The sequence below is a fragment of the Simiduia curdlanivorans genome, assembly GCF_030409605.1.
Classification (GTDB): domain Bacteria; phylum Pseudomonadota; class Gammaproteobacteria; order Pseudomonadales; family Cellvibrionaceae; genus Simiduia; species Simiduia curdlanivorans.
Genome location: NZ_JAUFQG010000004.1, coordinates 814,078 through 839,691, shown reverse-complemented (window position 1 = coordinate 839,691; position 25,614 = coordinate 814,078). Strand labels below are relative to the sequence as shown.

The following is a 25,614-nucleotide window of genomic DNA, read 5'->3' as shown; positions in this document are numbered from 1 at the left end:
AGACTAACAATAAAACTAAAACAGGAACCGTTTATGAGCTTAACCAGCCGTATCTTAATTGCCATGGGTTTAGGTTTGTTCATTGGGGGGATGTTTAACGTTGCCGAGGGCGAAGGCTGGTTGGCCGGGGTTTACAATGCTTGGGTAGATCAGTTTTTAGTCAGCGGCTTGTTTGACCTGGGTGGCAAGGTATTCGTAGCGCTGTTAAAGCTGTTAGTGGTGCCTTTGGTGTTTGTGTCCTTGGTCTGTGGTGTGGCCTCCTTAGGCGATAACACGCGCATGGGGCCCATGGCGGGCAAGACCTTATTGCTCTATATGGCAACCACGGCGGTGGCGATCAGCTTGGCGCTGGTTGCCGGCGTCATTATTCAGCCGGGTGCCGGCTTTAACCTGAGCACTGAAGCCACCTTTGTGGTGAATGAAGCGCCATCCCTGAAAGATGTGATTTTGGGCATTGTGCCCACCAATCCGGTGGAGGCGATGGCGCAGGGCAATATGCTGCAAATCATCGTGTTTGCCCTGCTGGTGGGTATTGCAATGTCTCGGGTCGGCGAGGCGGGCAAACGGGTTGCGGCATTTTTTAACGACTTCAACGAGGTCAACCTGAAAATGGTGGTGATCTTGATGAATTTCGCGCCCTACGGTGTGTTTTGTTTGATGGCGCAAATGGCCGCGGATTTGGGTTTAGAGGCCTTTGCCAATTTACTGGTGTATTTTTTCACCGTACTGTTTGTGCTATTTATTCACGGTCTCGGTACATATCCCCTCGCCTTGCGTGTTTTCACAGGGTTAAGCCCATTGATGTTTTTGCGCAAGATGAAATCGGTCATGTTGTTTGCCTTTAGCATGAGCTCTTCGAACGCCACCATCCCTGTGACGCTGCGCGCCGTGCGCGATGAGATGGGTGCCGACAACCGCGTGGCATCCTTTACCATTCCCATGGGTGCCACCATTAACATGGATGGCACGGCCATTATGCAAGGCGTCGCCACGGCGTTTATCGCCCAAGCCTACAACATAGATATTGGCCTGAACGGCTACATGATGGTTATTTTAACGGCCACCCTAGCCTCTATCGGCACGGCCGGCGTGCCCGGTGTCGGCTTGATTATGCTGGCAATGGTATTAGAGCAAGTGGGCTTGCCGGTCGAAGGTATAGCGTTAATTATTGGCGTCGATAGATTGCTGGACATGACCCGTACCGCGGTCAATGTTTGTGGTGACGCCATGGTTACGTTAGTGGTTGCTAAAAGTGAAGGCATGTTAGATGAAGCGCGTTTCAACGAAGACCCGTCGCTACCGGGCCATATCGCCTGAAGATAACGCGCCTGTCGGTGCGTTTAACGACGCCGCCTAGGCAGCTGGGACCATATGGTTGGCAATGTTTTCGAGTTCCACCGAGCACTCGAGAATGTTGTCGATAGTCGTTTCGGCTTTTATTGGGTCTAGGCCCAGGTCTTCGAAGACCGAGGCCGGTATGTCTAATTTGGGGCCACACTGCAAGCCGCGCTGAGACAGTAAACGCCGAGCGACAAACAGCAGTTTTGCATAGGACGCGTGCTCGCCTTGGCAATTAGGCTCGTTCTGGTAGCGCAGCGCAAAGACAATTTCTTCCGGCATGTTCCACAAATCCATGAGCCAGCTGGCGATGTGATCCCGCGTTAAACCCAGTAAATGTTTTTCTGCCAAGGTGTGATCTACATGGGGGTTGGCTTCCATCATGCGACAGAGTTTGTGGAAGTAAGGCGGAAACACTTCTGACATCACCAAATAGCCGAAGTTAAAAAGTAAACCGGATAGATAGGCCATACCAAAGCTTGGCCGGTTCTCGCGCGGAATGGCAGTGACTAAGCCCTCCATCGCCGCCGCCATGTACACTGATTGGCGCCAGTAAGGGGTAACGCCGAAAGGCCCGTCTTTTGGCATGGCAAGGTTCCTTCCAAGCGCTAAGCCCAGCGCTAGGTTAAGTACCATATCGAAACCGAGCACACGAACGATGGCATCGTGAATGGATTTGATTTTGCCAGGAGCCGAATAGTAGGGCGAGGCGGCCCAGCTCACCACTTGCGCTGCCAAGTTAGGGTCAGTTTCGACGATGTTGGCTAAATCGCTGATGTCGGCATTTGGGTCGACACGCAGTTTAATAATGCGTTGCGCGGTTTCCGGTAGGGGTGGAAGCTCGAGGGTTTCCTCTAATCGCTCCTTGACCCGCAGCTCGGTGAATTGGCGCACCGAGGCCAGAATAATGTCTTGGTCGCTGGCTTGAGTCGGCTGTTCAATTTTACTGATTGGAATGGATATTTCACCGCTAATCGCGTCTTTAGCCAGAGTTTTAAAAGATATTTGCGACAAATCTAGCATCTGCTCCCGGCTACCAGCATCTAAAAATAACGGGTCTCGCTGGTATAAGCTCTGCTCGATAACGGTTCTCATACCGGCTAAGCCCGGCAGTGCCGGTACCGAGGAAAGGTGGTGTTTTTCATACAGCGTATCGAGTATGGCTGGCGCTATGGCCTGCATCTCGCGACCGAGCAGACGGTTAACGGCACTTAAGTCGAGAAGAGAATCGGCTGGGTAAATAGCAAGCACCTTCTCGTTGCTGTCTTCCAGTAGCGTTGCTCTTGCGGCGCCATTGTTACGAAGTTGCTGATCGTGCCAAATAGGAGCATCTAGGGGGGCGGTAAGCTGGTATTCAAGTTGTTGCTTATCCAGAAATTGCGTAACACTGTTTGATAGCGGCACAGAGGCTCCTTTGATCCATCATCGTCTGCACTGTAAAGTGTAGTTAAGTGTAGGTCATCGGATAGGCACTTCTTAGAATAACTGGCGTCTAAATCTACACTTTGGCATAGACCTCGTTATAACCTAGCCATCTTCGCGTAAGCGCTTGGGCGTGCGCTGGATATTGTTGTAATAAATTTGTCGCGGCCTCTCGAACAAGAGGAATTAAATCGGCATCGCGCTGTAAATCGGCGATGCGAAATGCCATTTCACCGGTTTGCCGGGTGCCAAGCACTTCGCCCGGGCCGCGCAACTCTAGGTCTTTCTCGGCGATGAAAAAGCCGTCATTAGAGCTGCGCATGGCTTCCAAACGAGCTCGACTGTGGTTGGACAATGGCCCTGAATAGAGCAGTACACAGTGGCTTTCCGCCGTGCCGCGCCCTACTCGGCCGCGCAATTGATGCAGTTGCGCCAGACCTAGGCGCTCTGGGTTATCGATGATCATCAAGCTGGCGTTGGGCACATCGACGCCTACCTCGATCACGGTAGTGGCCACCAGCAGCGGGATGTCGCCCGCCTTAAAGCTCGCCATCACCGCCTCTTTTTCCGTCGATTTCAACCGCCCGTGCACCAGGCCGATAGCAACATTGGGCAGGGCTAAAGCCAGCTCCTCTTGGGTTGCCTGTGCCGCTTGCGCGGTGAGGGTTTCGGACTCTTCGATCAAGGTGCAGACCCAATATACTTGGCGCCCTTGGCCGATGGCCTCGCGCACCCTATGTACCACTTGGTCGCGCCTATCTTGATTGATCACCACCGTGGTCACGGGCTTTCTCCCCGGCGGCAGCTCATCGATAACCGAACAGTCCAGATCCGCATAGGCGCTCATAGCTAGGGTTCTTGGAATCGGTGTGGCGGTCATAATGAGCTGATGTGGACGCCGCTCGCTGCCGGCCTTTTCCCGTAAACTTAGCCGCTGATGGACGCCGAATCGATGTTGTTCATCGATGATCACTAGGCCTAAATCGGCGAACACCACCTGCTCTTGAAACAGTGCGTGGGTGCCGACAATCAACTGTGTCTTGCCGTCCGCCAAGGCTGCCAGTTGGTCCCGCCGCTCGGCGACTTTTTGCTTGCCGGTGAGCCAGCCAACGCTAATGCCGAGCGGTTCGAACCAGTGGCAAAAGTTAACCCGGTGCTGCTCGCTGAGTATTTCCGTGGGCGCCATGAGCGCCACTTGAAAACCATTGTTAATAGCCTGCAAGGTTGCCATGGCTGCCACCAGGGTTTTGCCTGAGCCCACATCGCCCTGCACTAATCGCAGCATGGGTAGAGGCTGGGCCAGATCGCTGGCAATTTCTTTGGCGACTCGACTCTGCGCTTGGGTGGGTGCGAAGGGTAAATTGTTCAGGAAGGCGTCGAGTCGATCGGTATTTAATGGCAAGGCCGGCGCGCCTTCGGATTGAATCTGCTGCCGCAAAGACAACAAGCTAACGTGGTGTGCCATGAGTTCTTCGAAGGCCAGCCGCTGCTGCGCTGGGTGCGCACCGAGCGTTAGTTGCTCGACGTCGGCCTGCTTGGGCGGCTGATGCAAGTAGTGCAGCGCTTGTGCCAAGGGCCATTGTTGGTAGCGCTGCTGTAAATCTTTCGGTAGCAACTCGGCCAAACTTTGCGCGCTAAGCAGCGTTAGCGCCTGCTGCGCCAAGGTGCGAATACGCGGCTGGGTGATGCCTTCGGTGGCTGGATATACTGGGGTCAACTTATCTGCCAGCGGCTCGGTATTTTGGTCGACCAATTCGTATTCTGGGTGGTACAGCTCTAGGCCAGAGGCGCCTCGGCGCGCTTCGCCAAAACACCTGAGCCGAACGCCCTTGGCCAAGCTTTGCTTTTGCGCTTGGTTAAAGTGGAAAAAGCGCAGTGTGATGGTACCGGTATTATCTTGCAGTTTCGCCACCAGCGAGCGGCGCTTGCCGAACACGATATCGGCGGCTTTAATCTCGCCCTCGATAACCACCGTGCTCTGTGGTTGCAGCGCGCCTATGGGGGTGACTTGGGTGCGATCCATATAGCGCAAGGGCAAGTGGAACAAGAGGTCTTGTACATTGTGTAGACCAAGCTTGGTGAGCTTTTCGGCCAGGGCCTTGCCAACGCCTTTTAGCGCTGTTAGCTCAACCCGATCCAGTGTCGGTGCCGGGCTAGTCATTACCAAGTAAGTGGCATTGATTGATCGAAGCACGCAGGGCGTCAATGGCCTTAAAGCGCGGGTAGCTGGCGCGCCAAGCCATGGCAACGGTTCGGCGAGGCGCCGGTTCGGCAAAGGGGCGGCAGACCAACAGATCGTCGGCGTAGCGCGTGGCCTCGGCGGCCGAGTAAGGCAGGATAGTGATACCCAAACCTGACGCCACCATATGCCGTAAGGTCTCGAGCGAGCTGCCTTTGGAGGCAGTTCGAATATGCCCAGCTTTGGGGTCGGCACTGGCTAGCAGCGCTGGGCAGGCGTCGAGTATCTGATCCCTAAAGCAGTGGCCTTCGCCGAGTAACAAGACGTTGTATTCGTGCAATTGCGGCGTATCAATCACGTCGAATGCGGCTAATGGGTGATCCTTTGGCATGAGCACCACAAAGGGCTCGTCATATAGGGTTTGGGTGACCACATCGGCCTCGGTAAAGGGCAGCGACACAATGATCACATCGAGCTCGCCCTTGCGCAGCCGTTGGCGCAAAGTTGCGGTGTAACCTTCTTCAACATAAAGCGGCATGTTTGGCGCTATTCGCTGCAATTCGGGGATAAAATGGGGAAATAGGTAGGGGCCGATGGTGAAAATAGCGCCCACATGCAGGGGGCTAGAGAGCTGGTCTTTGCCCGATTTAGCGATATCTTTAATGGCCGCCGCTTGCTCGAGCACGAGCTGCGCTTGGGTGACAATTTTCTCGCCTAGGGGCGTCGCTTGAACCCGGGTTTTGGAGCGCTCAAATAGCGCGATACCCAACTCTTCCTCGAGCTTTTTTACCGCAATGCTCAAGGTCGGCTGACTCACATAGCAGCGCTCGGCGGCTTTACCGAAATGTTGTTCTTGCGCTAGCGTGACGATATAGCGCAATTCATTGAGCGTCATGGCATTTTTCCGACCGGTTCACGTATGATTGCGACTTTATATCAGAACCTGTTATATCGATAGCCCCTATTTATGGAATCTAATCCGTTGAAAACTCTATTAATTGGCTTTGGCGATTTGGCGCAACGTTTACAGCCTTTATTGCCCGGCGATATCGTGGCTATAAGGCGCAGCCCCAGACCTGAGCCCTTTTGCCGGCAACTAGACGCCCTAGATGCTGCGGCCATGGGGGCGTTGTTAGAGCAAAGATTTGATCAGATTGTGGTGACCCTCACACCCAGCGAGCGCAGCGATGAGGGTTATCGCCGCGCCTATGTTGAACCTATGGCTTTATTGGTTGAGCTTTTAGCGCAGCGCCAATTGCGGCCGCGCATCCTGTTTGTTTCTAGCACCGCCGTCTATGGTCAAAACCAAGGTGAATGGTTGGATGAAACCAGTATCGTAGCGCCAAGCCAGTTTAACGGCGTGCGCTTGTTGGAGGCTGAAGGAATTTTGTTGAATGCTGGTTTAGAGGTCATTATTGCGCGTTTTTCCGGCATTTACGGCCCCGGCCGCGCACGCTTAGTTGAGCAGGTTCGCCACGGAATACCGATTTCGCGCAATTTATTGGCCTACAGTAACCGAATTCATGTAGACGATGGTGCCAGTGCAGTGGCGCATTTACTGCAGCTCGAGGCGCCCGAAAGCCATTATTTGGTGACCGATAGCGAACCGGTGTTGTTAGGGGAGGTTGTGCGCGCTTTGGCAACGGCCCTGCAAAGACCGGCGCCGAGCGCTAGTGCCGGCGCACCTTTTTCTGGCAAGCGGCTGCGCAATACGCGCTTGCTGGCCAGTGGTTTTCGTTTTCGCTACCCCAGCTGGCGCGAGGGTTATGGGCTGGATAAGCTCCAGCCCAGCTAGGTTAGATAACCATAATCGCTTCGGCTTCAAACATCGCCGCTTTTGGCAGCTCTTTAACGCCGACGGCGGCGCGGGCTGGGTAAGGCGCTTCAAAAAATTCCGCCATCACCTCATTGACCACGGGAAAGTGGCTCAAGTCGGTTAAGTACAAATTCAACTTAACGATTTGCGCCAAGCTGCCATTGGCGGCTTCGCACACGGCGCTGAGGTTCTTAAACACCTGTGTCGCTTGGGCGCGAAAATCGTTGCCCACCATCTCCATGGTCTCTGGAATAAGCGGGATTTGGCCAGACAAGTACACGGTGTTGTTGACCTTGACCGCCTGCGAATAGGTGCCAATGGCGGCGGGTGCCTTGTCGGTGCTGATGATGGCTTTGTTGGTCATGGTCTTGTCCTGTCACAGGTGAATAAAAACGGCCAGCTTAAGCCGCTGACTAGCGAGTCGTCAAATAGGTACGCCGGTTAGGTGGTGGGTGTTTGTCGAACGCTAATTGCGGTGCCGACTAATGCGAATCACCGAGCGCAAGCTTTTCAGGCGTTTAATAATATTGGCTAAATGCACCCGCCCGCTGACATCGATGGTCAGGTTAATCACGCTGTTGTGGGCATCGCGCTCGTGCACCTGAATCTGTTCAATATTGGCGTTTTGCTCGGTAATCCGGGTGGCTAAGTTGGCGATGATACCGCGGCCCGATTCCACCTCGACCCGGATATCCACCGGGAACTCGCCTTTCACATCGGGCGACCAATTGACGATGGATATCTTCTCTGGGTTTTCGCGCAGCTCGGCGATGTTGCGGCAAGTATCGTGGTGTACCACCAAGCCTTTGCCGGCGCTGATGTGACCGAGGATTGGGTCGCCAGGAATGGGCCGGCAACAGCGCGCGAAGCTAATCATCATGCCGTCGGAAGATTCGATCATCAGCGGCGATTGGCTATTGGCTTTATTGTTTTCCGATTGCACTAAATTGGCCACCGCGTGGGGCAAGCGCTTGCCCAGGCCTACGTCTTCGAACAGGCTCTCGAGCGAGTTAACCCCGCACTCTTTGAGCAAGGCTTTGCGCTCATCCTTGTCCAAGTTTTGCAGGTCGATACCGCGATCGGCCAGCGAGCGGGTTAACAACCGGCGGCCGAGATCGATGGATTCGTGATGGCGCTGGTGCTTGAGAAAATGACGAATGGCCGAGCGCGCCTTGCCCGAGGTGACAAAATTCAGCCAACTGGGGTTAGGTTGCGCGCTTGAGGCGGTGATAATGGTGACTTTTTGGCCGCTTTGCAGTGTCTGCGACAGGGGCGCGAGCCGATCATTAATGCGACATGCTACACAGGCATTGCCTACATCTGTGTGTACGGCGTAGGCAAAATCCACCGCCGTCGCACCGCTAGGCAGCTCAACGATGCGGCCTTTTGGCGTGAATACGTAGACTTCGTCGGGGAAAAGGTCAATTTTGACGTTTTCGATAAACTCCAAACTATCGCCCGCCCGCTGTTGCATTTCGAGTAGACCTTGGACCCATTGGCGCGCCCGCAAGTGGCTGGCGTTGGGGTTGTCGTTGGCCTTGTACAACCAGTGCGCAGCGATGCCGCTATTGGCCATTTCATCCATTTCTTTAGTGCGAATTTGCACCTCGATGGGCACTCCGTGCATACCCACCAACACTGTGTGCAAAGATTGATAGCCATTGGTTTTGGGGATGGCGATATAGTCTTTGAATTCGCTAATGATGGGCTTATAGAGGTTGTGAATGGCGCCTAGGGTACGGTAGCAGGTGTCCACTGAGTCGACGATGATGCGAAAGGCGTAGACGTCCATAATCTCTTTGAACGACTTCTTCTTCGAGCGCATCTTGGTGTAAATGCTGTACAGGTGCTTTTCGCGGCCTATGACTAAGGCGTTAATGTGTTCAGCCTCGAGTCGCAATTGCAGGCTTTGATTGATCTGATCGACCAGCTCTTTGCGGTTGCCGCGGGCACTTTGCAAGGCCGCCTTGAGGCGCTTGGCGCGCAGCGGGTGCATGGCGGAAAAGCCGCGGTTTTCAAATTCGATGCGCATGTCGTTCATGCCCAGTCGGTGGGCGATAGGCGCGTAAATTTCCAGTGTTTCCCGGGCGATGCGGCGCTTTTTCTCCGGCGGCATAACGCCGAGGGTGCGCATGTTGTGTAGCCGATCGGCCAGCTTGACTAAAATTACGCGAATATCGCGCGACATGGCCAAGGTCATTTTTTGAAAGTTTTCCGCCTGTTTTTCCGCCTGAGATTCGAATTCGATCTGGGTCAGTTTGCTGACGCCATCCACTAGATCGGCGACGGTATCGCCAAACTGGTCGCCCAGTGCGACTTTGGCGATGCCAGTATCTTCGATGACATCGTGCAACATGGCGGCCATCAAGCTTTGATGGTCCATGTGCATGCCCGACAAAATCACGGCAACGGCGAGTGGGTGGGTGATGTAGGGGTCGCCGGAGCGGCGCTTTTGACCGTCGTGCGCCTGCTCTGCATAGAGATAGGCGCGACGGACCAAATTGATTTGAGCGGGTTCTAAATAGGAGGAAAGTTGATGCGCGAGGGCGTCGATGGTTTGCAATCCTGCCTCCTACCTAGTACGCATTACTCTTCGGTAAGCATGGGGGCTTCGATTTCATATTCTGGCTCGTCTTTCTGAGTCAGAATGGATGCGTCGATCAAACCCTCTTCGATTTCGCGCAGGGCGATAACGGTGGGCTTGTCGTTTTCCTCAGGCACCAATGGGGTTTTGCCGCCAACAGCGATTTGACGAGCGCGCTTGCTGCCCACAATAACCAACTCAAAACGGTTATCAACATGGTTCAGACAATCTTCAACGGTAATGCGTGCCATAAATTTTATTCCGGTAAACCAGTGAAAACACCCAGTCTTGATAATAGCCTATTAGCCCTTCGACGGGTGCCGAGAAAAAGGCTGGCAAGTGTACGCAAAACAACCAGTCAGCTCAATAGCTCTGCCAATAAAGGCTGATGTCTTTGTGCTTGCCGTTGCTGGGTTAGGCGCTGGCTCATCACCAAGGCTTTAAAGTCTGCTAAGGCGACATCGAACTGGTCGTTGATGATTAGGTAATCGGCTTCGACATAGTGGGTCATTTCATTGATCGCCTCTTTCATGCGCGCGTCAATGATGTCTTGGCTGTCTTGGCCGCGCCCAGTGAGGCGCTGATGTAAGGCCTCTCTGGAGGGCGGCAAAATAAATAAGCCAATGGTGTCGGGGATCAAGCGTCTCACTTGCTCGGCGCCCTGCCAGTCTATCTCTAAAATCACATCCATACCGCTGGCGAGTTGCTGTTCAACCCAGGCTTTCGAGGTGCCGTAAAAGTTAGAGAATACCTGCGCGTGTTCAAGGAAGGCGGTGTTGTTGAGCATCTCGGTAAAGGTGTCCCGGCTGACGAAGTGATAGTTCACCCCGTCTTGTTCGCCCGGGCGCATGGCGCGGGTGGTGTGGGATACCGACACGCGAATACCGTCCATGGCCTCGATCAAGGCCGCAACCAGGCTGGTTTTGCCGGCACCAGAGGGTGCCGATACGGTAAATAGATTGCCGCGAGAGTTTTGCATAGTCATTGGCCGCCTATTCGATGTTCTGTACTTGTTCGCGCATTTGTTCGATTAATACTTTCAGCTCCACCGCCGCCTGGGTGGTTTCACTCACCACCGACTTAGATGAAAGTGTATTGGCTTCGCGGTTTAACTCTTGCATTAAGAAGTCGAGCCGGCGACCGATGGGTTCGGATTTCTTTAAGGTTAACCGAACTTCAGTAATGTGCGCACTCAGGCGATCGAGCTCCTCGTCTACATCGGCTTTCTGCGCCAATAAAGCGATTTCTTGTTCGATGCGCTCAGGTTCAAGCTGTACATTTAGCTCTGCCACGCGAGCCACAAGCTTTTCTTTTTGTGCCTGCAAAATGCTGGGCATGAGCTTGCGCACTTCGGCAACTTGCTCGGCGATGGCTGCTAAACGCTGCTCGATAAACTGGCCGAGCTCAGCGCCTTCGCGCTCTCTGTTTGCGCTTAGCTGGGTTAGCGCGTCGGCGAACCCTTGTACCACGGCGGCGTTGAGAGCCTCGTGGTCGAGGCTGTCTTCAACTACCACACCAGGCCAACGCAGCAGTTCTAGTGGGTTGATAGGGGCGAGGTTAGCGTTGCTCCGGCCAAGTTGCTCGACCGCGTTTATGATTTGATCGATGCGTTGGCTATCGAGACAGAGCTCGCTGTTGTCGCCCTTGCCCACCTGAAGTTGTAGCGTCGCCTCTACCTTGCCGCGGTTCAATACTTTGCGCAGTACATCGCGCAGCGCGGGCTCACATTGGCGTTGAGTTTCCGGCAGGCGAAAATGTGGCTCTAGGTAGCGATGGTTGACGCTCCTCACCTCCCAACTCAAATTACCCCAGTCAAAGCTGGCTTCGATGCGGCCAAAGCCCGTCATACTGCGCGGCATAATCCTGTTTCCCAAAAGCACTGTGAACTTGGCATGTTACCACAGCCAATCGCCGGTATAATCGCCCCATTACGTCCTAAGCTAAACCCAATCTCAAAGGTATTTTCATGCAAAGACCCAGCGGCCGAAGCGTCGATCAACTGCGCCCCGTGCGTATCACCCGTCAATTCACTTGCCATGCCGAAGGCTCAGTTCTGGTGGAGTTTGGTAATACCAAGGTGATTTGCACCGCCAGCGTGGACGCCGGTGTGCCCCATTTTTTACGCGGTCAGGGCCAGGGTTGGATAACTGCCGAGTACGGTATGCTGCCCCGCTCCACCGGTACCCGCATGGGTCGTGAAGCGGCGCGCGGCAAACAGGGTGGCCGCACGGTAGAAATTCAGCGCTTGATCGGTCGATCATTGCGTGCAGCTGTGGATCTCAAGGCACTGGGTGAAAACTCGATCACTATTGATTGCGATGTTATTCAAGCCGATGGCGGCACCCGTACGGCCTCGATTACCGGTGCTTGCGTCGCTTTAGTGGATGCTATTAATGCCATGATCGCCAAAGGCATGATCAAATCGTCACCGCTCAAGCGCATGATTGCCTCTGTCTCTGTGGGTATATATGAAGGTGAGCCAGTGTTGGATTTGGATTACCCCGAAGACTCAAGCGCCGAAACTGATATGAATATTGTCCTCGGCGACGACGGTGGCATCATCGAAATTCAGGGCACAGCAGAAGCGGAGCCGTTTAGCGAGACTGAGTTTGCATCTATGTTAGCGCTAGCGAAGAAAGGCATTGCCGAGCTGCATCAATTGCAGAAAGCGGCGTTAGCGAGTTAGTGTCTACTGCATTCTAAGCAGATAGAAATAAAAAGGGCCTTTTGGCCCTTTTTATTTCTGACTGTCTGGTGTCCTGATGAGATCTATTCAATTTCCAGATCGTAGTCGATGATCACCGGCCGGTGGCTAGAAAACGATTGGCCCTTATATATGGTTGCGTACTCAACGCGGTTGGCCAGATTGTTGGAAACCACTTGGAAATCGGTTCGCCATTCGCTGCCATTCAAGTCGCCCTCGGTGGGCAGCCAGCTGTATTCATCGGCATCGTTATTTACCTTGCGAAAGGCATCGGTGTATTCAATTTGGGTGAATAGCTGGTTTAGCCAATTGCGCTCGTGCGGTAGATAGCCCACATCGCCCTCGTGCGCGCTGGCATTTTTTACGTCGCGGGCCTTGTGCGCCATGGCCCAATTGCCGCAAAACACATAATCGCGACGCTTGCGGCTGATCTTGATCAGGTGCGCTTGCAGGTCGTCAAAAAACTTCATTTTGACTTCCTGCGACTCGTTCGCCGCCATGGCTGCGGGCGCAAGTAGACTGCCGATACTGATTTTATCGAAGTCAATCTGCAAGTAGCGACCCTCCATATCCACGCCGCTAGCAAAGCCGAAGCCGTAGATGAGGGCTTTGGGCACCTGCCGGCTGTAGATGGCTACGCCGTTGTAGTGCTTAACACCGGAATCGAAAAAATAGGCGTTGTAACCCTTCGGATGAAAAACATCGTGGTCCAACTCATATTCCAGTGCCCGCAAATCCTGCAGACAAATGATGTCAGCGTCTTGCTCTTCCAGCCAGTCGTACAGACCGCGCTGTGCCGCCTGGTGTAACCCATCGACGCTGAGATTAATAATGCGCATGTTAGCCCCTTAAAAACGGACTGTGTATGATACCCGAGTGTTATAAGTTTTTGTAAACATTGGGTTTATAAGACACGACTCAGGCTGTTTTAGTTTCGGTACCACGACATTTATTTTTAGCTAGGGTGCGAAACAGCCAAATGTGCCAAAATAACGACCCAGTAAATAGGCTGAGCCAAATCTAACCTCCGTTGAAATAGAGTTTAGATTAAACGTTCAGATTAAACGTCTAGATTTAAACATAGTTCAGAACTTCAGTTTTTGATACGGGAATTCATCATGCAAACATACCAGCGCGCATTTATTGAGCTGGCGATTAAACATCAGGCCCTCTGCTTTGGCGAATTTACGCTCAAGAGCGGCCGTGTTAGCCCCTATTTTTTCAATGCCGGCAAGTTTCAAACCGGTAGCGCACTGGCCGACTTGGGCCGGTTTTATGCCGCAGCCATTGAAACCGCAGGCGTTGATTTCGACCTTATCTTCGGTCCGGCCTATAAAGGTATTCCCCTCGCTGCGACCACGGCGGTTGCCTTAGCCGATCATCATGGGCGCGATTTACCCTATTGCTTCAACCGAAAAGAAGCGAAGGCACATGGCGAGGGTGGTAGCTTGGTGGGCGCACCACTGCAGGGCAAGGTATTAATTATTGATGACGTGATTACCGCGGGTACCGCAATACGCGAGGTGATGGCTATTATTGAGGGGGCTAAGGCCAAGCCCGCCGCGGTTTTAATCGGCCTAGATCGGCAAGAGAGGGGCAAGGCCGAGCTGTCGGCGATTACCGAAGTTGAGCAAGAGTTTGGCATACCGGTGATCAGCATTATTAACCTCGGCCACATTATCAGTTATCTTGAAGCCGATCCAAGCCAAGTAACGATGGTAGAAAAGATTCGTCAATATCGTAAGACTTACGGCATTAACAACGAGTAAAGGCAATGTTATGAGAAAGTGGATCACCGGGCTGGCCTTCAGCCTCCTAACCTCCTCTGCGGCGTTTGCGTTACCTGCAGATGATGGCAAGACTGGCGACCTGGTTGGCGAAAAGGTTTTTTACCGCTACACAAATGCGGCGGGCGCCAAGGTCATGCACCATTCGCTGCCGGCAGAAGCGGCGCAAAATGGCTATGAAATTGTCAGCCTGTCTGGTGTGGTATTAAAGGTAGTTCCACGGGCGTTAACCGGTGAAGAAGCGGAGCGCGCGGCTGAGAAAAAAGCCGAGCAACAAGAGCTAGATGAATGGGATGCCGCACTGCTGCGCCGTTACAGTACGGTGGAGGATATTGAGGCGGCTAAGCAGAGAAAGCTGGCCGATATTGAAGCCAGTATGTCTATCCTCATCAGCAATTTAAATACGGTACAAGGGCAAGTGCGGAGCGAATACAGCAGAGGCGCGAGTTTTGAGCGTCGAGGCCAGCCGGTGCCGCAGGTGATTTACGATACCTTAGCGGGCTTGCAGCAGGAGCTCGAAGATACCCGTGAAAAATATATTCAGCGGGAATGGGAATACGAAGATATTGCCGAAAAGTTTGAGTTGGATAAAGAGCGGTTTAGCTTAATACACACAAAGAAATAAAAAAGGCTGCTCGAGCGGCCTTTTTTACATTTAATTCAACTGGGCGATTGGCTCGTAAAAAAAATCTTGCATCAATACCGGCCACTGCTCCCCCCAAAACTCAGTTGGTTTGCGCTTAAAGCCAGACCGCACAAATTGGGCGATGCGCCCTTCCGCAGTTGCCATTAATAAACCTGCGGCAGCGGTTAGGGGTAGTTTGGGGCGCAGGCCTTCGCGGATTTCCGCTTCGCGTAATATTTGTTTAATCTGCGTTTCAATACGCTCAAATAATTGTTGCACACGGGTATGCAAGCGCTCGGTTTCGCCGGTTAGGGCATCACCGGTCAATATGCGGGTGATGCCGGGGTTGCGCTCGGTAAAGGTGAGCAACAGGAAAAATATTTTTTGACAGCGGGCTTCGGCGGCATCCGCGTCGCTAAGTATCAGGCCAATTCTGGAGAAGAGAGTTTCCTCAATAAATTCGATTAGGCCTTCAAACATCTTCGATTTGCTGGGGAAGTGCCGGTAAAGAGCTGCTTCAGATACGCCTACTTCTTTTGCCAATGCCGCGGTGGTGATGCGGGCTCCAGGGCTGGTTTCCAACATGTGCGCTAGGGATTCTAGAATCTGCTGGCGCCGGGATACCTTGGTAGACGAGTTTGTCATAAGACCTTCGGAATTCTTTGATCAGATGTAACCGCTTATCCTAGCTACATTGGCGCTGTGCTTCAACGAAAAAAAGTGGTTTGGCGTCTAGCCAAACCTATTCTAGTGCAAATCTATTCAGATTTTGCGTTAGTTATTTTAGTGCCAACTCCCGTATCGGTAAAAATCTCAAGCAGAACTGCATGATCCACCCGGCCATCGACAATATGTGCCGAGGTGACGCCGGATTTAACGGCATCTAGGGCGCAGGAAATTTTTGGTAGCATGCCGCCGTAAATAGTCCCATCTGCAATTAAATCATCAACTTGTTGGGTTGATAGACCCGTGAGCACTTGGCCCTGCTTGTCGAGTAAGCCGGCGACGTTGGTCAATAACATCAGCTTTTCCGCCTGCAGTACTTCAGCAATTTTCCCGGCCACTAGATCGGCATTTATGTTGTAGGCCGAGCCATCTGCCCCGACGCCAACGGGGGCTATCACGGGTATAAAGTTACTGTTGGTTAACATGTCGATAACTTCGGTGTTAATCGCTGCTACTTCGCCCACATGGCCTATGTCGACGATTTCGGAGGCATTCATACCGGGCGTCTTTCGGGTCACGGTCATTTTGCGTGCGCGAATGAGTTTGCCGTCTTTACCTGTCAAGCCAATGGCCTTGCCACCGTTGCGATTAATGAGGCTGACAATTTGCTTATTCACCGAGCCGCCTAAAACCATTTCTACTACATCCATGGTGGCGCTATCGGTAACGCGCATGCCGTCCACAAACTCAGATTTAATACTGAGCTTTTCCAAGAGCTGACCAATTTGAGGCCCACCGCCATGCACAACAACAGGGTTTAGTCCGACAAGCTTCATCAAAACGATATCGCGAGCGAAACTGTTTTGTAGAGCCTCATCAACCATGGCGTTGCCGCCAAATTTGACGACGATGGTTTTACCCGTAAAGCGCTGAATGTAGGGCAAGGACTCGGTAAGTACCTTTGCAATTTGCATGGCGTTGTCGCGTGAAAGTGACATTTTTAACCTCTGTGACTAGTATTTTTTATAGGCGTTATAGCAACCAAACTCATTAATTCGACAGCCAGTATTGAATTCACTCAAGATTAAAAGTCGAGCGCGAGTGAAGGATCAATTTTGGCTATTTCTCGTTTAAATAATCCTTTTAACTGCTCGATAGTCTCGTCGCTATCGGCTTCGAATCTGAGTGTGAGCGCCGGCGTTGTGTTAGATGCTCTGACCAGCCCCCAGCCCTTGGCAAAATCGACCCGGAGGCCGTCGATGGTAGTGATTTTTCCGCTTTGAAAATTACCGTCGGCAATGAGCTTATTGACGAGTATAAATTTCTTCTCTTCGGGATAGGGCAAAAGAATTTCCGGCGTGCTTGGCAGCACCGGGAAAGCGTCAAAAATGCTATCGATATCCTGATCGCGCAGGGTCATGATCTCGAGCAATCGAGCCGTTGCGTACATAGCATCGTCGAAACCGAACCAGCGATCTTTGATGAAAATATGGCCTGAAAGTTCGCCGCCTAATAACGCACCAGTTTCGATCATTTTTTGTTTCATGTTCGAGTGGCCGGTTTTCCACATGATAGGCCGGCCGCCATAGCTGGTAATTAAGCTGTTGAGCTGGCGCGTGCTTTTAACATCGAAGAGCACATCGGCGCCGGGATTGCGAGAGACAATGTCTTTGGCGAACAGCATCAAAAGTCGATCTGGCCAAATAATCTGCCCCTTAGGTGTCACGATGGTTAAGCGATCGCCGTCGCCGTCAAAGGCAACACCTAAGTCAGCACCGGAGCTCTGCACTTTTGCGATCAGGGCTTTGAGGTTTTCCGGCCGACTGGGATCGGGCTGGTGATTGGGGAAGCGGCCATCTACTTCACAGTACAAGGGCTCTACTTCGCACCCTAGTTCTTCGAATAGCTGCGGCGCTATTTCACTTGTTGCGCCATTGGCGGCATCGATCACTAATTTCACATCGCCAGCGAGGGCTACATCGGAAAAAATGCGATCGATATAATCTGCGCAAACATCCTCCATTTGTTCTACGCCGCTGCCAGTTCTAAATTGCGTGCGTTGAATACGGGTATAGATGGCGTTAATGGCGTCGGCGGTGAGCGTATTGCCGTTTAACACCATTTTAAAACCATTGTATTCGCCAGCGTTATGGCTAGCGGTTACTACCACGCCGCTCTTGGTGCTGCCAATGGTGGCACAAGCAAAGTAGAGTACGGGTGATGGCACCAGTCCTATATTGATAACGTTGCAGCCGGTACTCAAAATGCCGTTGATCAAGTTAATACTGAGTTCTTCGCTGTGCACTCGGCCGTCGCGGCCAACTAATAAGGTAGATTCGCCAAGCTCGAGCGCTTCAGTGCCTAAGGCTTTGCCTAAAGTTTCCGCAAACGCAGGTGTTAATTGCTCGCCCACCACGCCCCGAATATCGTAAGCACGGAAAATCTTTTTCAGCGCACTGTTATCTTCTGTTTGTTCTAATGAACTTTGGTTCGATGAGGCTGCTACCGGCGGCGCGAGAGAGCCTTCCTTGTTGCCCAACAGTTTTTTGTCTTCTTCTTTTACTTCAATATCGAGCGCGCCTTTCTCTTGCGAAGGCTTAGCGGCCATCATGGCCTTTTCGCGCGCTTTATGAGCCTTTTGAACCGCTTGATGTGCAAGTAACTTCCACGATGCAAAGGCGCTAACAAATATCAAAACCAGGAAAACGACAATACAGCCAACGATGAAGGGAATGGGGTTGATAGCGGCGCGCTCCATCAACATGTAGGAGGGCACGAACTCCACGTGCCAATTGCTGCCCGGTACTTGTTCGACTAAAGTTAGTTCCGAGTCGCCTACGCCCGAGCTTAAAAAAGTGCTGCTAGATGATGAATTGAAAACTTGCTTGACGGTTGTTTGGCCAAGTTGTTGATCCTGATTTTTCAATAGCTGGCGCAAGGCATCGGCGTCTAAGGTAACCAGCATTGAGCCTAAAGCCGGACTGGCCGGGTCGGTAGGTAGCCCGGTGGCGATCTGAATGAACCAAGTGTTATTGATGCGAACCGCTTCTGGCAGAAGTGTTTGGCGTGATTCTGCGGTAAAGATTAAATCCATTTGCACGAAATTAATCGGGAATTCGGCGTCTTGTTTGAGCTCGGCGCTTCCGCGCGGGAAAAAATCAATATGCTTAACGCCTTTGATGCTTTTATCAACAGCACGGCGATAATCTGCGATAACATTTTCGTCTTGGTAGGCAACGGCCGTTGCCAATGCATCTCTTTCGCCAAATTGGGCTACATCTACTTGTAGGGCTTTGATCCACTGTTCAATGGCGCCAACGCGCTTTTTAAGCTCGACGTCGGCCAATGTTCTTAAAGTGTTAGCTTCGGACTTAACAACGAATTGCTGAAAGCCCACCCAGCCCAAAAGTGCCGTTAGTAAAAGCGAGGCGAGCGTAAAGATCAAAAAATAGGGGGTTTGCTTGGGCTTTTTTGGGCTTGGTGATTTCGGCTTTTGCTCTGCAGACACCTTCGATTCCTTGTGTATCTATAAAATGGTCAAAATTAAGTTTGCTGGTTAGCGATAGGCGATAGCAATTCGTCGAACGAGTTCTAGTGCTAACTGATACTTACTGCGTGGCTCTAGGTACTCTTCACCAGTGGCTGAAATTAGCGTTACAGCGTTGTCGTCGCTATTGAAGCCGATGTCTTGACGGGATACGTCATTGGCAATTACTAAGTCTAAGCGCTTCTTAATCAATTTGCTTCGGGCGTAACTGACGACATTTTCCGTTTCAGCTGCAAAGCCAACCACAAAGGGTTTGTTGATATCGCTGGCAATGGTGGCAATGATATCTGGGTTTTGAACCAAGGTCAGCGTTGTTGTGCCGGTATCGGCGCCCTGCTTTTTGATTTTTTGCTCGGCGATGGTCTCGGGGCGATAGTCGGCGACGGCAGCGGCACCGATGAATATATCAGCTTTACAAGCTAGCGCAGCATCCAGCATTTCCTGTGCGCTTGTGACGTCGATGCGCTCGACATTGGCCGGGCAGCTCAGTTGTGTCGGCCCGCTGATGAGACGGGTGCGAGCGCCAGCCTCGGCACAGGCCTGGGCCAGTGCATAGCCCATTTTGCCGGAGCTATGGTTGCTGATATAGCGCACGGGATCTATGGCTTCGCGGGTCGGTCCAGCGGTAATAACAACATTCAAGCCGCTTAGTAGCCCAGAGCTAAAGCACTCGCTCAGTTGTGTCGCTAATACTGCCGGCTCGGACATACGGCCAAAGCCGGTATCGCCGCAGGCTTGGCTGCCGCTGTCAGGGCCAAATACCTTGGCGCCACGGTTGATTAACAGGGCGAGGTTATCCTGTGTTGCAGCATGGCTCCACATCGCCTGATTCATGGCCGGCGCTAGGGCTAAGGGCGCTTGGCAGGCCAGTGCGATGGTGGTAAGTAGGTCGTTGCCTTGGCCTAAGGCTAGGCGCGCGATAAGATCTGCCGTACAGGGGGCGATGAAAAAAATATCGGCCCAACGCGCTAGCTCAATATGACCCATGCCGGCCTCGGCCTCTGGGTCTAAAAGCTCGGTGTAAACTGGGTTGCCCGATAGTGCTTGCAGGGTTAACGGGGTAATAAATTCCTGCGCCGCCGAGGTCATGACTACGCGCACATCGGCACCTAAATCTTTAAGTCGACGGATGAGTTCGGCGCTTTTATAGGCGGCGATACCGCCACTGACACCCAGTAGTACGTGTTTATTGATTAGGCTTGACATAGCACCTGTGGCTGGCAAGGTTTGAGTAAGGGGCTAAGATACCATTGTCGGCGTGACTATCGTAGTCGACGCGCGCCAAGCGTGTGAAATCTCGCCATATAAGTGATCAAGGAGGATCGAATGGCCATCAGCCAATGGCCTGCGGGCGAACGCCCAAGGGAAAAATTACTGGCACAGGGTTCGGCGGTGCTATCGGATGCAGAGCTTCTAGCCATTTTCTTGCGCACTGGGCTCGCCGGCTTAACGGCCGTGGATTTGGCTCGCGACCTGCTGACCAAATTTGGCGGCTTGCGGCCGCTACTGGAGGCAAGTCGAGAGGATTTTATTCAGGGAAAAGGCTTAGGCGACGCCAAGTTTGCCCAGCTTCAGGCGGTGTTGGAGATGTCCCGCCGGCATTTGAACGCGGAGTTGAAGCGTGGCGCTATGCTATCCAGTCCCGACTTAGTAGCGCGCTTCCTGCAAGCGCAGCTACGCCACAAAGACCGGGAAGTGTTTGCATTACTGCTGTTAGACGCCCAGCATCGGCTAATTGAGTTTGTTCATCTGTTTGAAGGCACCTTAGATGGCGCATCTGTGTATCCGAGAGACGTGGTCAAATGCGCGCTACTCAAAACGGCTGCTGCGGTGATCTTGGTACACAATCACCCCTCCGGTGTCGCGGAACCTAGCCAGGCTGATATAGCCATTACCCGTCGATTAAAAGAAGCGCTGGCGCTGGTAGATATTCGGGTCTTGGATCATCTCATTGTGGGTGATGGTTACTGTGCGTCGTTAGCGGAGCGTGGCTTGGTATAGGGCTCAAGGGTGATTCTTGCGATCCCGCTGTCACCAGGCCTAGAATGCGCGCACACGTTCAGCGCCATTATGGCCGGCCAGCCTTGGAGCGGTAATGAGTAAGGATTCACCGACTATTTGGTTGATTACTGATCAAAAGCCTGGTCATCTCAATCAGCTGCTGGGTTTGGCCCAGCAGCTCAGTGCGCAAATTGGCGCCCAATATCATTTCGTTAATGACAACGCGCGGTTAGGTCTGATGACTGTTTGGCGCGGAATAAATTTAGCCCCCGACCTGCCGACACCGGATCTAATTGTATCGGCAGGCTCCGGTACCCAGCGCGCGTTGTTGGCGAGCAAGCGATTCTTTGACAAGCCGGCTGTCTTACTGATGCGACCAAATTTTCCTTATGCTTGGCTTGATGCGGCCATCGTACCTGAGCACGATTCGCCGCCTCGGCGAGATAATGTGTTAGTGACTCGCGGTGTCCTGAATCACGTACAGCCCAGCGCCGTGCGCAGGCACGATAGCCCAGGGCTAGTGTTGATTGGTGGGCCGTCTAAACATTATGGTTGGGATGATGCAGCTCTAGTGCGTCAAGTGCAGCGTTTGTGCAGTGAAAATCCAGCTAAACAATGGCTGTTGACCGATTCGAGACGAACCCCGGCAAGTTTTTTAGCCGAGCTTAATAAACACAATCTTCCTAATTTAACTTGCCTTTCGCACCTGAACACCGCGCCGGGTTGGTTGGTGAATCAAATTGCCGAGAGCGCGCCGGTATGGGTAACACCTGATAGCGTTTCCATGGTTTACGAGGCGCTTACATCGGGCGCGCCCACAGGCTTGCTGAGTTTGCCTGATCCAGTGACAGGACGCATACAGGCGGGTTTGCAAACCTTGATTTCTGAAGGGCGTGTGGTTACCTTCGAGGCGCGCAACGAGCTGCAGAAACTGGACCAAAAGCCCCCCCTATGGGAGGCTAAGCGTGCGGCAAGTTGGTTGGCTGAACGCTTTTTTCCGCGCTAATATTTTGATAAAGCGCCAAGGTTTTGTTAATCATCGTGGCTAATAGAAACGGGTTTTTTTCGCTAGGCGTGCTAGGTGCTTGTAGCAATTTTTCCGTCGTTTCGAGTAGCGCCGCCTGATCTTTCAAGGGCACCCGGCCAGCTGGGTAAAGCGCCGCCATTATTTCCCCTACGCCACCGTGATCGTAAGCCACAACCGGTCGACCCATTGCCAGAGGTTCTAAAACGGTACGGCCAAAAGACTCGGGCTTGGTAGAAAGCGAAAATACTAGATCAGAAATCGCGTAAATTTCCTTAATGTCCGCTCTATGACCGGCGAAAATAATGTATTTGCTTAAACCAAGTTCGGCAATGCGTTGCTTCACTTCTTGTAAATAGCCTTGGCGCCTCGGGTCGTCGCCACCCACAATCAAGCCGAATACGACTTGTCCTTTCTGATGTAATTCATGAATAAGTTCGATGAACTCTAAGTGGCCTTTTAAACGTGTAATGCGACCCGGCAGGCAGAGCACCTTGTGCCCGGACAGTTGAGGATACTGCGCTTGCCAAGTAGTAAGCCAAGTGGCACTGGGTCTAAAATCTCGTGGAAATACAACAGGGTCGATACCGCGATAAATACGTTGGCAGTGGGGACCAAAGCAATCGGGGTAATTTGTCTTAATGTAGTCCATCACAGTGTCAGACACTGCAATGACAGCCTCCCCCTTGACAACAATTTTGCTGTAGGCATTTACCGAATGTAGACCATGTACGGTAGTGATGAAATGTGGCCGGTGTTTAATCGGTAAGGTCTTCCAAGCGAGGTAGCATAACCATCCAGGCAAGCGTGAACGAAGGTGGATAATGTCGGGCTTCAGCTCTAGAAAAAGTCTTCGTAACGCCCAAACCTGCCGTAAAGACCACAAGCTTTTTTTATGGATGGCAAGATTGATATGTTGAGAGCCCTTTTGCTCAAGCTCTGCCACTAAACGCCCGCCGGCAGAAATGACGATAGATTGGTGACCGGCAGCGACTAAGGCCTCGGCAATCTCCAAGGTGCCACGTTCGACCCCGCCGCCGTTAAGCTCAGGCAGTACTTGAACTACAGTAAGTTTATTCACGGTTTGGTAACTGCTGTTGATGTGTAGGTGCCGCTGTAGCTTGTATTTGAACCCAGCGGATGGCAGCTTGTGCAACGATAACTACTGTGCAAGATAGGAAAATTTTACTATCAATTAAGCTGTGATCAAACAGGGATGCGAACAACATAGCTGTAAAAATTGCGAATAAAATCTGTGAACTTGTCTGCCATAAAAGCTTGAGTATGTTAGCTAATAGAAAACCGTAGCATAACAGCCCAACCAATCCTGTATATAACAGTAGCTCTATAATACTGTTATGAACAGAGGCAAAGGGCAGTCCAGACAGCCCAGAAAAATCTCCGAAACCATAGCCAAAAAAAGGCGCCTCTTGAAACAATTTAAATGCTGTCTGCCAAATAGTAAACCGATATGAGCTGTCACTCAAAAAAAGCCGATCGATGTTGGTGCTTGTCATTGGATGGAAAAGAAATACGGCTAGGCCTATGCCCACTGTTGTTGAAATGACTATTGGGATGCGCTTGATAAAAACACGACCAGTTGTGAGCGCGATAACAAATAAAAATACCACAAAGGCTATCCAAGATGAACGCGAGCCTGACAGCAGTAGACAGAATACAAAAAATATTAACAAGGCCGTGCACAATAGAAACTTTTTTAGTTCTAAGTGGGAAAATTTAACCAGTCTGGCGAAAGCAAGGGAGGCGCCTATGGCCATTAATAAGCCAAAAGGGTTTGGATTAAATGTGCCGCCATAAATACGCGTTCCCGTTGTGACGACCTGATCTCTAATAATGTCGAAATGCAGTAAAAGCTGTGCCATGCCAAGTCCGGCCTGAGCGATAAGTGCTAGGGCTGTAGCTCTAAAAATTGTTTTGCTGGTTAGGTATCCCTGGCAATACAGATAGTAAAGACAGCAAAAGATGCCGCCGTAACGAACAATGAAGTGTGCGCTAACCCAGTAGCCGGAAGGCATTTGACGGCCAAAATAATTGGCAATAAAAAGGCTTGCGGCCGCAGCCATAAAACTTAAGGCTAGGCTTTTTGGCAAAGCGGGTATGTGCTTCACTTGGTTTTGTAGTCGGTTTGCTATGACGACGAGTGCAGTCGAGCCTATGAGAAATGCCGATGAGAGTTCAAATAAAGCGTTCTTAAACGGAATGGAAAATATCCATAGTCCAACGATAGCACTGAAAAATTGAATCAAGAAAGCTTCTCCTGATAGATAATTTCTAACATTGCTCGACTTACAGATAGGGTCTCATAGTCCTTATGTGCGCGCATGTGACCCGCTCGTGCGACTCCGCGTCGCGCTTCGTCATCTTTTAGATAGCGTTCGAGCAAATCGTCAAGTTCATCGAAATTCGAAAAGGATGGAACTTCGTTAGTTTGGAACAAAGTTTCTAAGCCTGGAAAATAGGCTGAAAGGGTAAGTACGCCGTTGGCTACTGGTTGTATTAATCTATCGCTGGAGTATTTGTTCAGCGTGTTTGACCTGCTGTAGTTTAATGCAATTTTTGAGTTTGATAAAACACGATAGAAATCAGCGCCAAAAACTAAACTTTCTCTGTTTTGCCCGAAAATACCTAGTTTGTAGTTGCTATATTTGTCTTGAATATGGTTTAACAGGGGTGCACGCTCGGCGTCATACCGCCCAATAAATAAAAGGTCGTAGGAATACTTCCCATTCTCAAAGGCTTTAAAGCTATCGATGGAACTATCGCAAAGATTGGGGAGGTAATGGCATTTTTTAAGTGTATCGTCATCGATTCCTAAACTTTTAAGTTCAATTGGGTCTGTAGTAATAAAAAAATGATCGACATAATGAATTTTACTAGCTTGATGCTTTAGGTTGTGAATCCAGTCTACCCACCACATTGCAATTTTAAGGTTTGGATGCTTGAGTTTTATAGTGGCAAGTAAGTTTTCCGAGATTAGCTCAGTGTGGCCTAATAACAATAAGTCCGGCTGTAAATTATCTAAGGTCGTTATTAGCCTTTTTTGCATGGCACCTTTGCCAATGCTTTTTATAAAAAATTTGCGCTCTGACTTGGCGATATCTCGATAGCTAAAGTTATATACAAAGTGCCCATTTCTCGTTAGGCCGTTGGATAACTTTCTATCAATCGAATAGAACGTTTCGGCATTTTTAAGTTCACTGAAATTCGCGCAATGTAATATTTTTATGGGCTTCATTAGGGGCTTTTCCTAAATTTTCTAGCGCGAACGGCATTTGCTAAACGGCTAATTCGTCTTTGAATTTTCTTTTTTCTTAAGGGTTTAAACCAAAGCGAAAGCGGTATAATTTCCTTACACTGACCCAAGCTTTTTAAATCTATGCAGTAAATAGTGCACTTGTTATCACTGTTATTAAGCTGTACTAATAAATTACCTGGGTTTAAATCAAAAAGTGGAATGTCATGTCTCAACAAAAAGTCACCGAATTTATAAATGGCATCGATGAGTGCGTCTGAACTTAGGGTGGATTCATGTTCAAAATAGTAGTAAATGGGTTGTGCAGCCGTGCCGTTTTGGTTGTAAACGCGTTCGCAAACTAAGCCGCGTCCAAAAGATGTATTGACCAGCGCTATACATTGGGCAATGTGATTTCGAGCTGCATTTCCAATTCGTTGTTCAAGTGCTTTATATTTTCTAAACTCCTGATCGGCAAAGCTATTGTTAGGAAAAAGCATGGCTTTACGTCGGCGCAACCAATTTGCTAAGCCAGGTTTTGCTTGCTCACTGGGAAGATCAAACTTGATACATTGGTCGGTGCTTGCGGGGTCTTGCACGCATATGCGATTGGCGCCACGCGCAATAATTTGATAGCCCTGCCAGAGCTGATGTTGTACTGTCATACA

Annotated in this window: 24 protein-coding genes; 7 read left to right on the top strand and 17 right to left on the bottom strand. The window is 51.3% G+C overall.

What is annotated here, in order from left to right; translation table 11 throughout:
• Positions 1–33 precede the first annotated feature (33 nt).
• On the top strand, positions 34–1,317 hold the full coding sequence (locus QWY82_RS03885; RefSeq protein WP_290260092.1) for a dicarboxylate/amino acid:cation symporter: 1,284 nt from the start codon (positions 34–36) through the stop codon (positions 1,315–1,317).
• 36 nt (positions 1,318–1,353) lie between these two features.
• Here the strand turns inward: QWY82_RS03885 and QWY82_RS03880 are convergent, their stop codons facing one another.
• The 3 genes from QWY82_RS03880 to QWY82_RS03870 form a co-directional block, all read right to left on the bottom strand.
• A complete protein-coding gene (locus QWY82_RS03880) occupies positions 1,354–2,742 on the bottom strand; it encodes an aminoacyl-tRNA deacylase and HDOD domain-containing protein (protein ID WP_290260090.1) in 1,389 nt (462 codons plus the stop codon).
• Between the two features lie 94 nt (positions 2,743–2,836).
• The gene (recG, locus tag QWY82_RS03875; protein WP_290263429.1) at positions 2,837–4,921 is read right to left on the bottom strand and encodes an ATP-dependent DNA helicase RecG; all 2,085 of its coding nucleotides are present in this window, start codon (positions 4,919–4,921) and stop codon (positions 2,837–2,839) included.
• Positions 4,914–5,834 (bottom strand): hydrogen peroxide-inducible genes activator, encoded by a 921-nt coding sequence (locus tag QWY82_RS03870; RefSeq protein WP_290260088.1) that lies wholly within the window; start codon positions 5,832–5,834, stop codon positions 4,914–4,916. The genes recG and QWY82_RS03870 overlap by 8 nt, the downstream gene beginning before the upstream one ends.
• A gap of 87 nt (positions 5,835–5,921) precedes the next feature.
• Here QWY82_RS03870 and QWY82_RS03865 point away from each other — a divergent pair, with 87 nt between their 5' ends.
• The gene (locus QWY82_RS03865) at positions 5,922–6,734 is read left to right on the top strand and encodes an NAD-dependent epimerase/dehydratase family protein (protein WP_290260086.1); all 813 of its coding nucleotides are present in this window, start codon (positions 5,922–5,924) and stop codon (positions 6,732–6,734) included.
• A 1-nt stretch (position 6,735) separates the two neighbouring features.
• On the opposite strand, the gene QWY82_RS03860 is transcribed toward QWY82_RS03865, so the two are convergent.
• The 5 genes from QWY82_RS03860 to QWY82_RS03840 form a co-directional block, all read right to left on the bottom strand.
• Positions 6,736–7,119, bottom strand: a complete 384-nt coding sequence (locus QWY82_RS03860) for a RidA family protein (RefSeq protein WP_290260084.1) — start codon at positions 7,117–7,119, stop codon at positions 6,736–6,738.
• Positions 7,120–7,221: 102 nt separating this feature from the next.
• The gene (locus tag QWY82_RS03855; RefSeq protein WP_290260082.1) at positions 7,222–9,318 is read right to left on the bottom strand and encodes a RelA/SpoT family protein; all 2,097 of its coding nucleotides are present in this window, start codon (positions 9,316–9,318) and stop codon (positions 7,222–7,224) included.
• Positions 9,319–9,341: 23 nt separating this feature from the next.
• On the bottom strand, positions 9,342–9,590 hold the full coding sequence (gene rpoZ / locus QWY82_RS03850; protein WP_290260080.1) for a DNA-directed RNA polymerase subunit omega: 249 nt from the start codon (positions 9,588–9,590) through the stop codon (positions 9,342–9,344).
• A 107-nt stretch (positions 9,591–9,697) separates the two neighbouring features.
• Positions 9,698–10,318: a guanylate kinase gene (gmk, locus tag QWY82_RS03845; protein ID WP_290260078.1), complete on the bottom strand. Its 621-nt coding sequence runs from the start codon at positions 10,316–10,318 to the stop codon at positions 9,698–9,700.
• 13 nt (positions 10,319–10,331) lie between these two features.
• On the bottom strand, positions 10,332–11,198 hold the full coding sequence (locus tag QWY82_RS03840) for a YicC/YloC family endoribonuclease (RefSeq protein WP_290260075.1): 867 nt from the start codon (positions 11,196–11,198) through the stop codon (positions 10,332–10,334).
• Positions 11,199–11,305: 107 nt separating this feature from the next.
• On the opposite strand from QWY82_RS03840, the gene rph reads away from it, so the two are divergent.
• Positions 11,306–12,025, top strand: coding sequence for a ribonuclease PH (gene rph, locus QWY82_RS03835; protein ID WP_290260073.1), 720 nt, complete (start codon positions 11,306–11,308; stop codon positions 12,023–12,025).
• Positions 12,026–12,108: 83 nt separating this feature from the next.
• On the opposite strand, the gene QWY82_RS03830 is transcribed toward rph, so the two are convergent.
• A complete protein-coding gene (locus tag QWY82_RS03830; protein ID WP_290260071.1) occupies positions 12,109–12,882 on the bottom strand; it encodes an exodeoxyribonuclease III in 774 nt (257 codons plus the stop codon).
• Positions 12,883–13,161: 279 nt separating this feature from the next.
• On the opposite strand from QWY82_RS03830, the gene pyrE reads away from it, so the two are divergent.
• Together pyrE and QWY82_RS03820 are read left to right on the top strand one after the other, a co-directional pair.
• Positions 13,162–13,812: an orotate phosphoribosyltransferase gene (pyrE, locus tag QWY82_RS03825; RefSeq protein ID WP_290260069.1), complete on the top strand. Its 651-nt coding sequence runs from the start codon at positions 13,162–13,164 to the stop codon at positions 13,810–13,812.
• Positions 13,813–13,822: 10 nt separating this feature from the next.
• Positions 13,823–14,455, top strand: a complete 633-nt coding sequence (locus QWY82_RS03820; RefSeq protein ID WP_290260068.1) for a hypothetical protein — start codon at positions 13,823–13,825, stop codon at positions 14,453–14,455.
• 30 nt (positions 14,456–14,485) lie between these two features.
• Here QWY82_RS03820 and slmA read toward each other — a convergent pair whose 3' ends face one another.
• From slmA to coaBC, 4 genes are all read right to left on the bottom strand, one after another.
• Entirely contained in the window at positions 14,486–15,100 is a 615-nt protein-coding gene (slmA, locus tag QWY82_RS03815) for a nucleoid occlusion factor SlmA (protein WP_290260065.1), read from the bottom strand.
• Positions 15,101–15,213: 113 nt separating this feature from the next.
• Positions 15,214–16,119: an acetylglutamate kinase gene (gene argB / locus QWY82_RS03810; RefSeq protein WP_290260063.1), complete on the bottom strand. Its 906-nt coding sequence runs from the start codon at positions 16,117–16,119 to the stop codon at positions 15,214–15,216.
• 86 nt (positions 16,120–16,205) lie between these two features.
• Positions 16,206–18,629 carry a phosphomannomutase/phosphoglucomutase gene (locus QWY82_RS03805; protein WP_290260061.1) on the bottom strand — a complete coding sequence of 808 codons (2,424 nt, stop codon included), beginning with the start codon at positions 18,627–18,629 and terminating at the stop codon, positions 16,206–16,208.
• Positions 18,630–18,677: 48 nt separating this feature from the next.
• Positions 18,678–19,874, bottom strand: a complete 1,197-nt coding sequence (gene coaBC, locus QWY82_RS03800; protein WP_290260059.1) for a bifunctional phosphopantothenoylcysteine decarboxylase/phosphopantothenate--cysteine ligase CoaBC — start codon at positions 19,872–19,874, stop codon at positions 18,678–18,680.
• A gap of 120 nt (positions 19,875–19,994) precedes the next feature.
• On the opposite strand from coaBC, the gene radC reads away from it, so the two are divergent.
• Positions 19,995–20,669, top strand: coding sequence for a RadC family protein (gene radC, locus QWY82_RS03795; protein ID WP_290260058.1), 675 nt, complete (start codon positions 19,995–19,997; stop codon positions 20,667–20,669).
• A 94-nt stretch (positions 20,670–20,763) separates the two neighbouring features.
• The gene (locus QWY82_RS03790) at positions 20,764–21,675 is read left to right on the top strand and encodes a mitochondrial fission ELM1 family protein (RefSeq protein WP_290260056.1); all 912 of its coding nucleotides are present in this window, start codon (positions 20,764–20,766) and stop codon (positions 21,673–21,675) included.
• Here QWY82_RS03790 and QWY82_RS03785 read toward each other — a convergent pair.
• The 4 genes from QWY82_RS03785 to QWY82_RS03770 are packed head-to-tail and all read right to left on the bottom strand — an operon-like array spanning position 21,629 to position 25,611.
• A complete protein-coding gene (locus QWY82_RS03785; RefSeq protein WP_290260053.1) occupies positions 21,629–22,774 on the bottom strand; it encodes a glycosyltransferase in 1,146 nt (381 codons plus the stop codon). The genes QWY82_RS03790 and QWY82_RS03785 overlap by 47 nt on opposite strands.
• Positions 22,767–23,960: an O-antigen ligase family protein gene (locus tag QWY82_RS03780; protein ID WP_290260051.1), complete on the bottom strand. Its 1,194-nt coding sequence runs from the start codon at positions 23,958–23,960 to the stop codon at positions 22,767–22,769. Before QWY82_RS03780 ends, QWY82_RS03785 begins: the two co-directional genes overlap by 8 nt.
• Positions 23,957–24,949 (bottom strand): glycosyltransferase family protein, encoded by a 993-nt coding sequence (locus QWY82_RS03775; protein ID WP_290260049.1) that lies wholly within the window; start codon positions 24,947–24,949, stop codon positions 23,957–23,959. Before QWY82_RS03775 ends, QWY82_RS03780 begins: the two co-directional genes overlap by 4 nt.
• Positions 24,949–25,611, bottom strand: a complete 663-nt coding sequence (locus QWY82_RS03770) for a YrbL family protein (RefSeq protein ID WP_290260047.1) — start codon at positions 25,609–25,611, stop codon at positions 24,949–24,951. The genes QWY82_RS03775 and QWY82_RS03770 overlap by 1 nt, the downstream gene beginning before the upstream one ends.
• Positions 25,612–25,614: the final 3 nt, after the last annotated feature.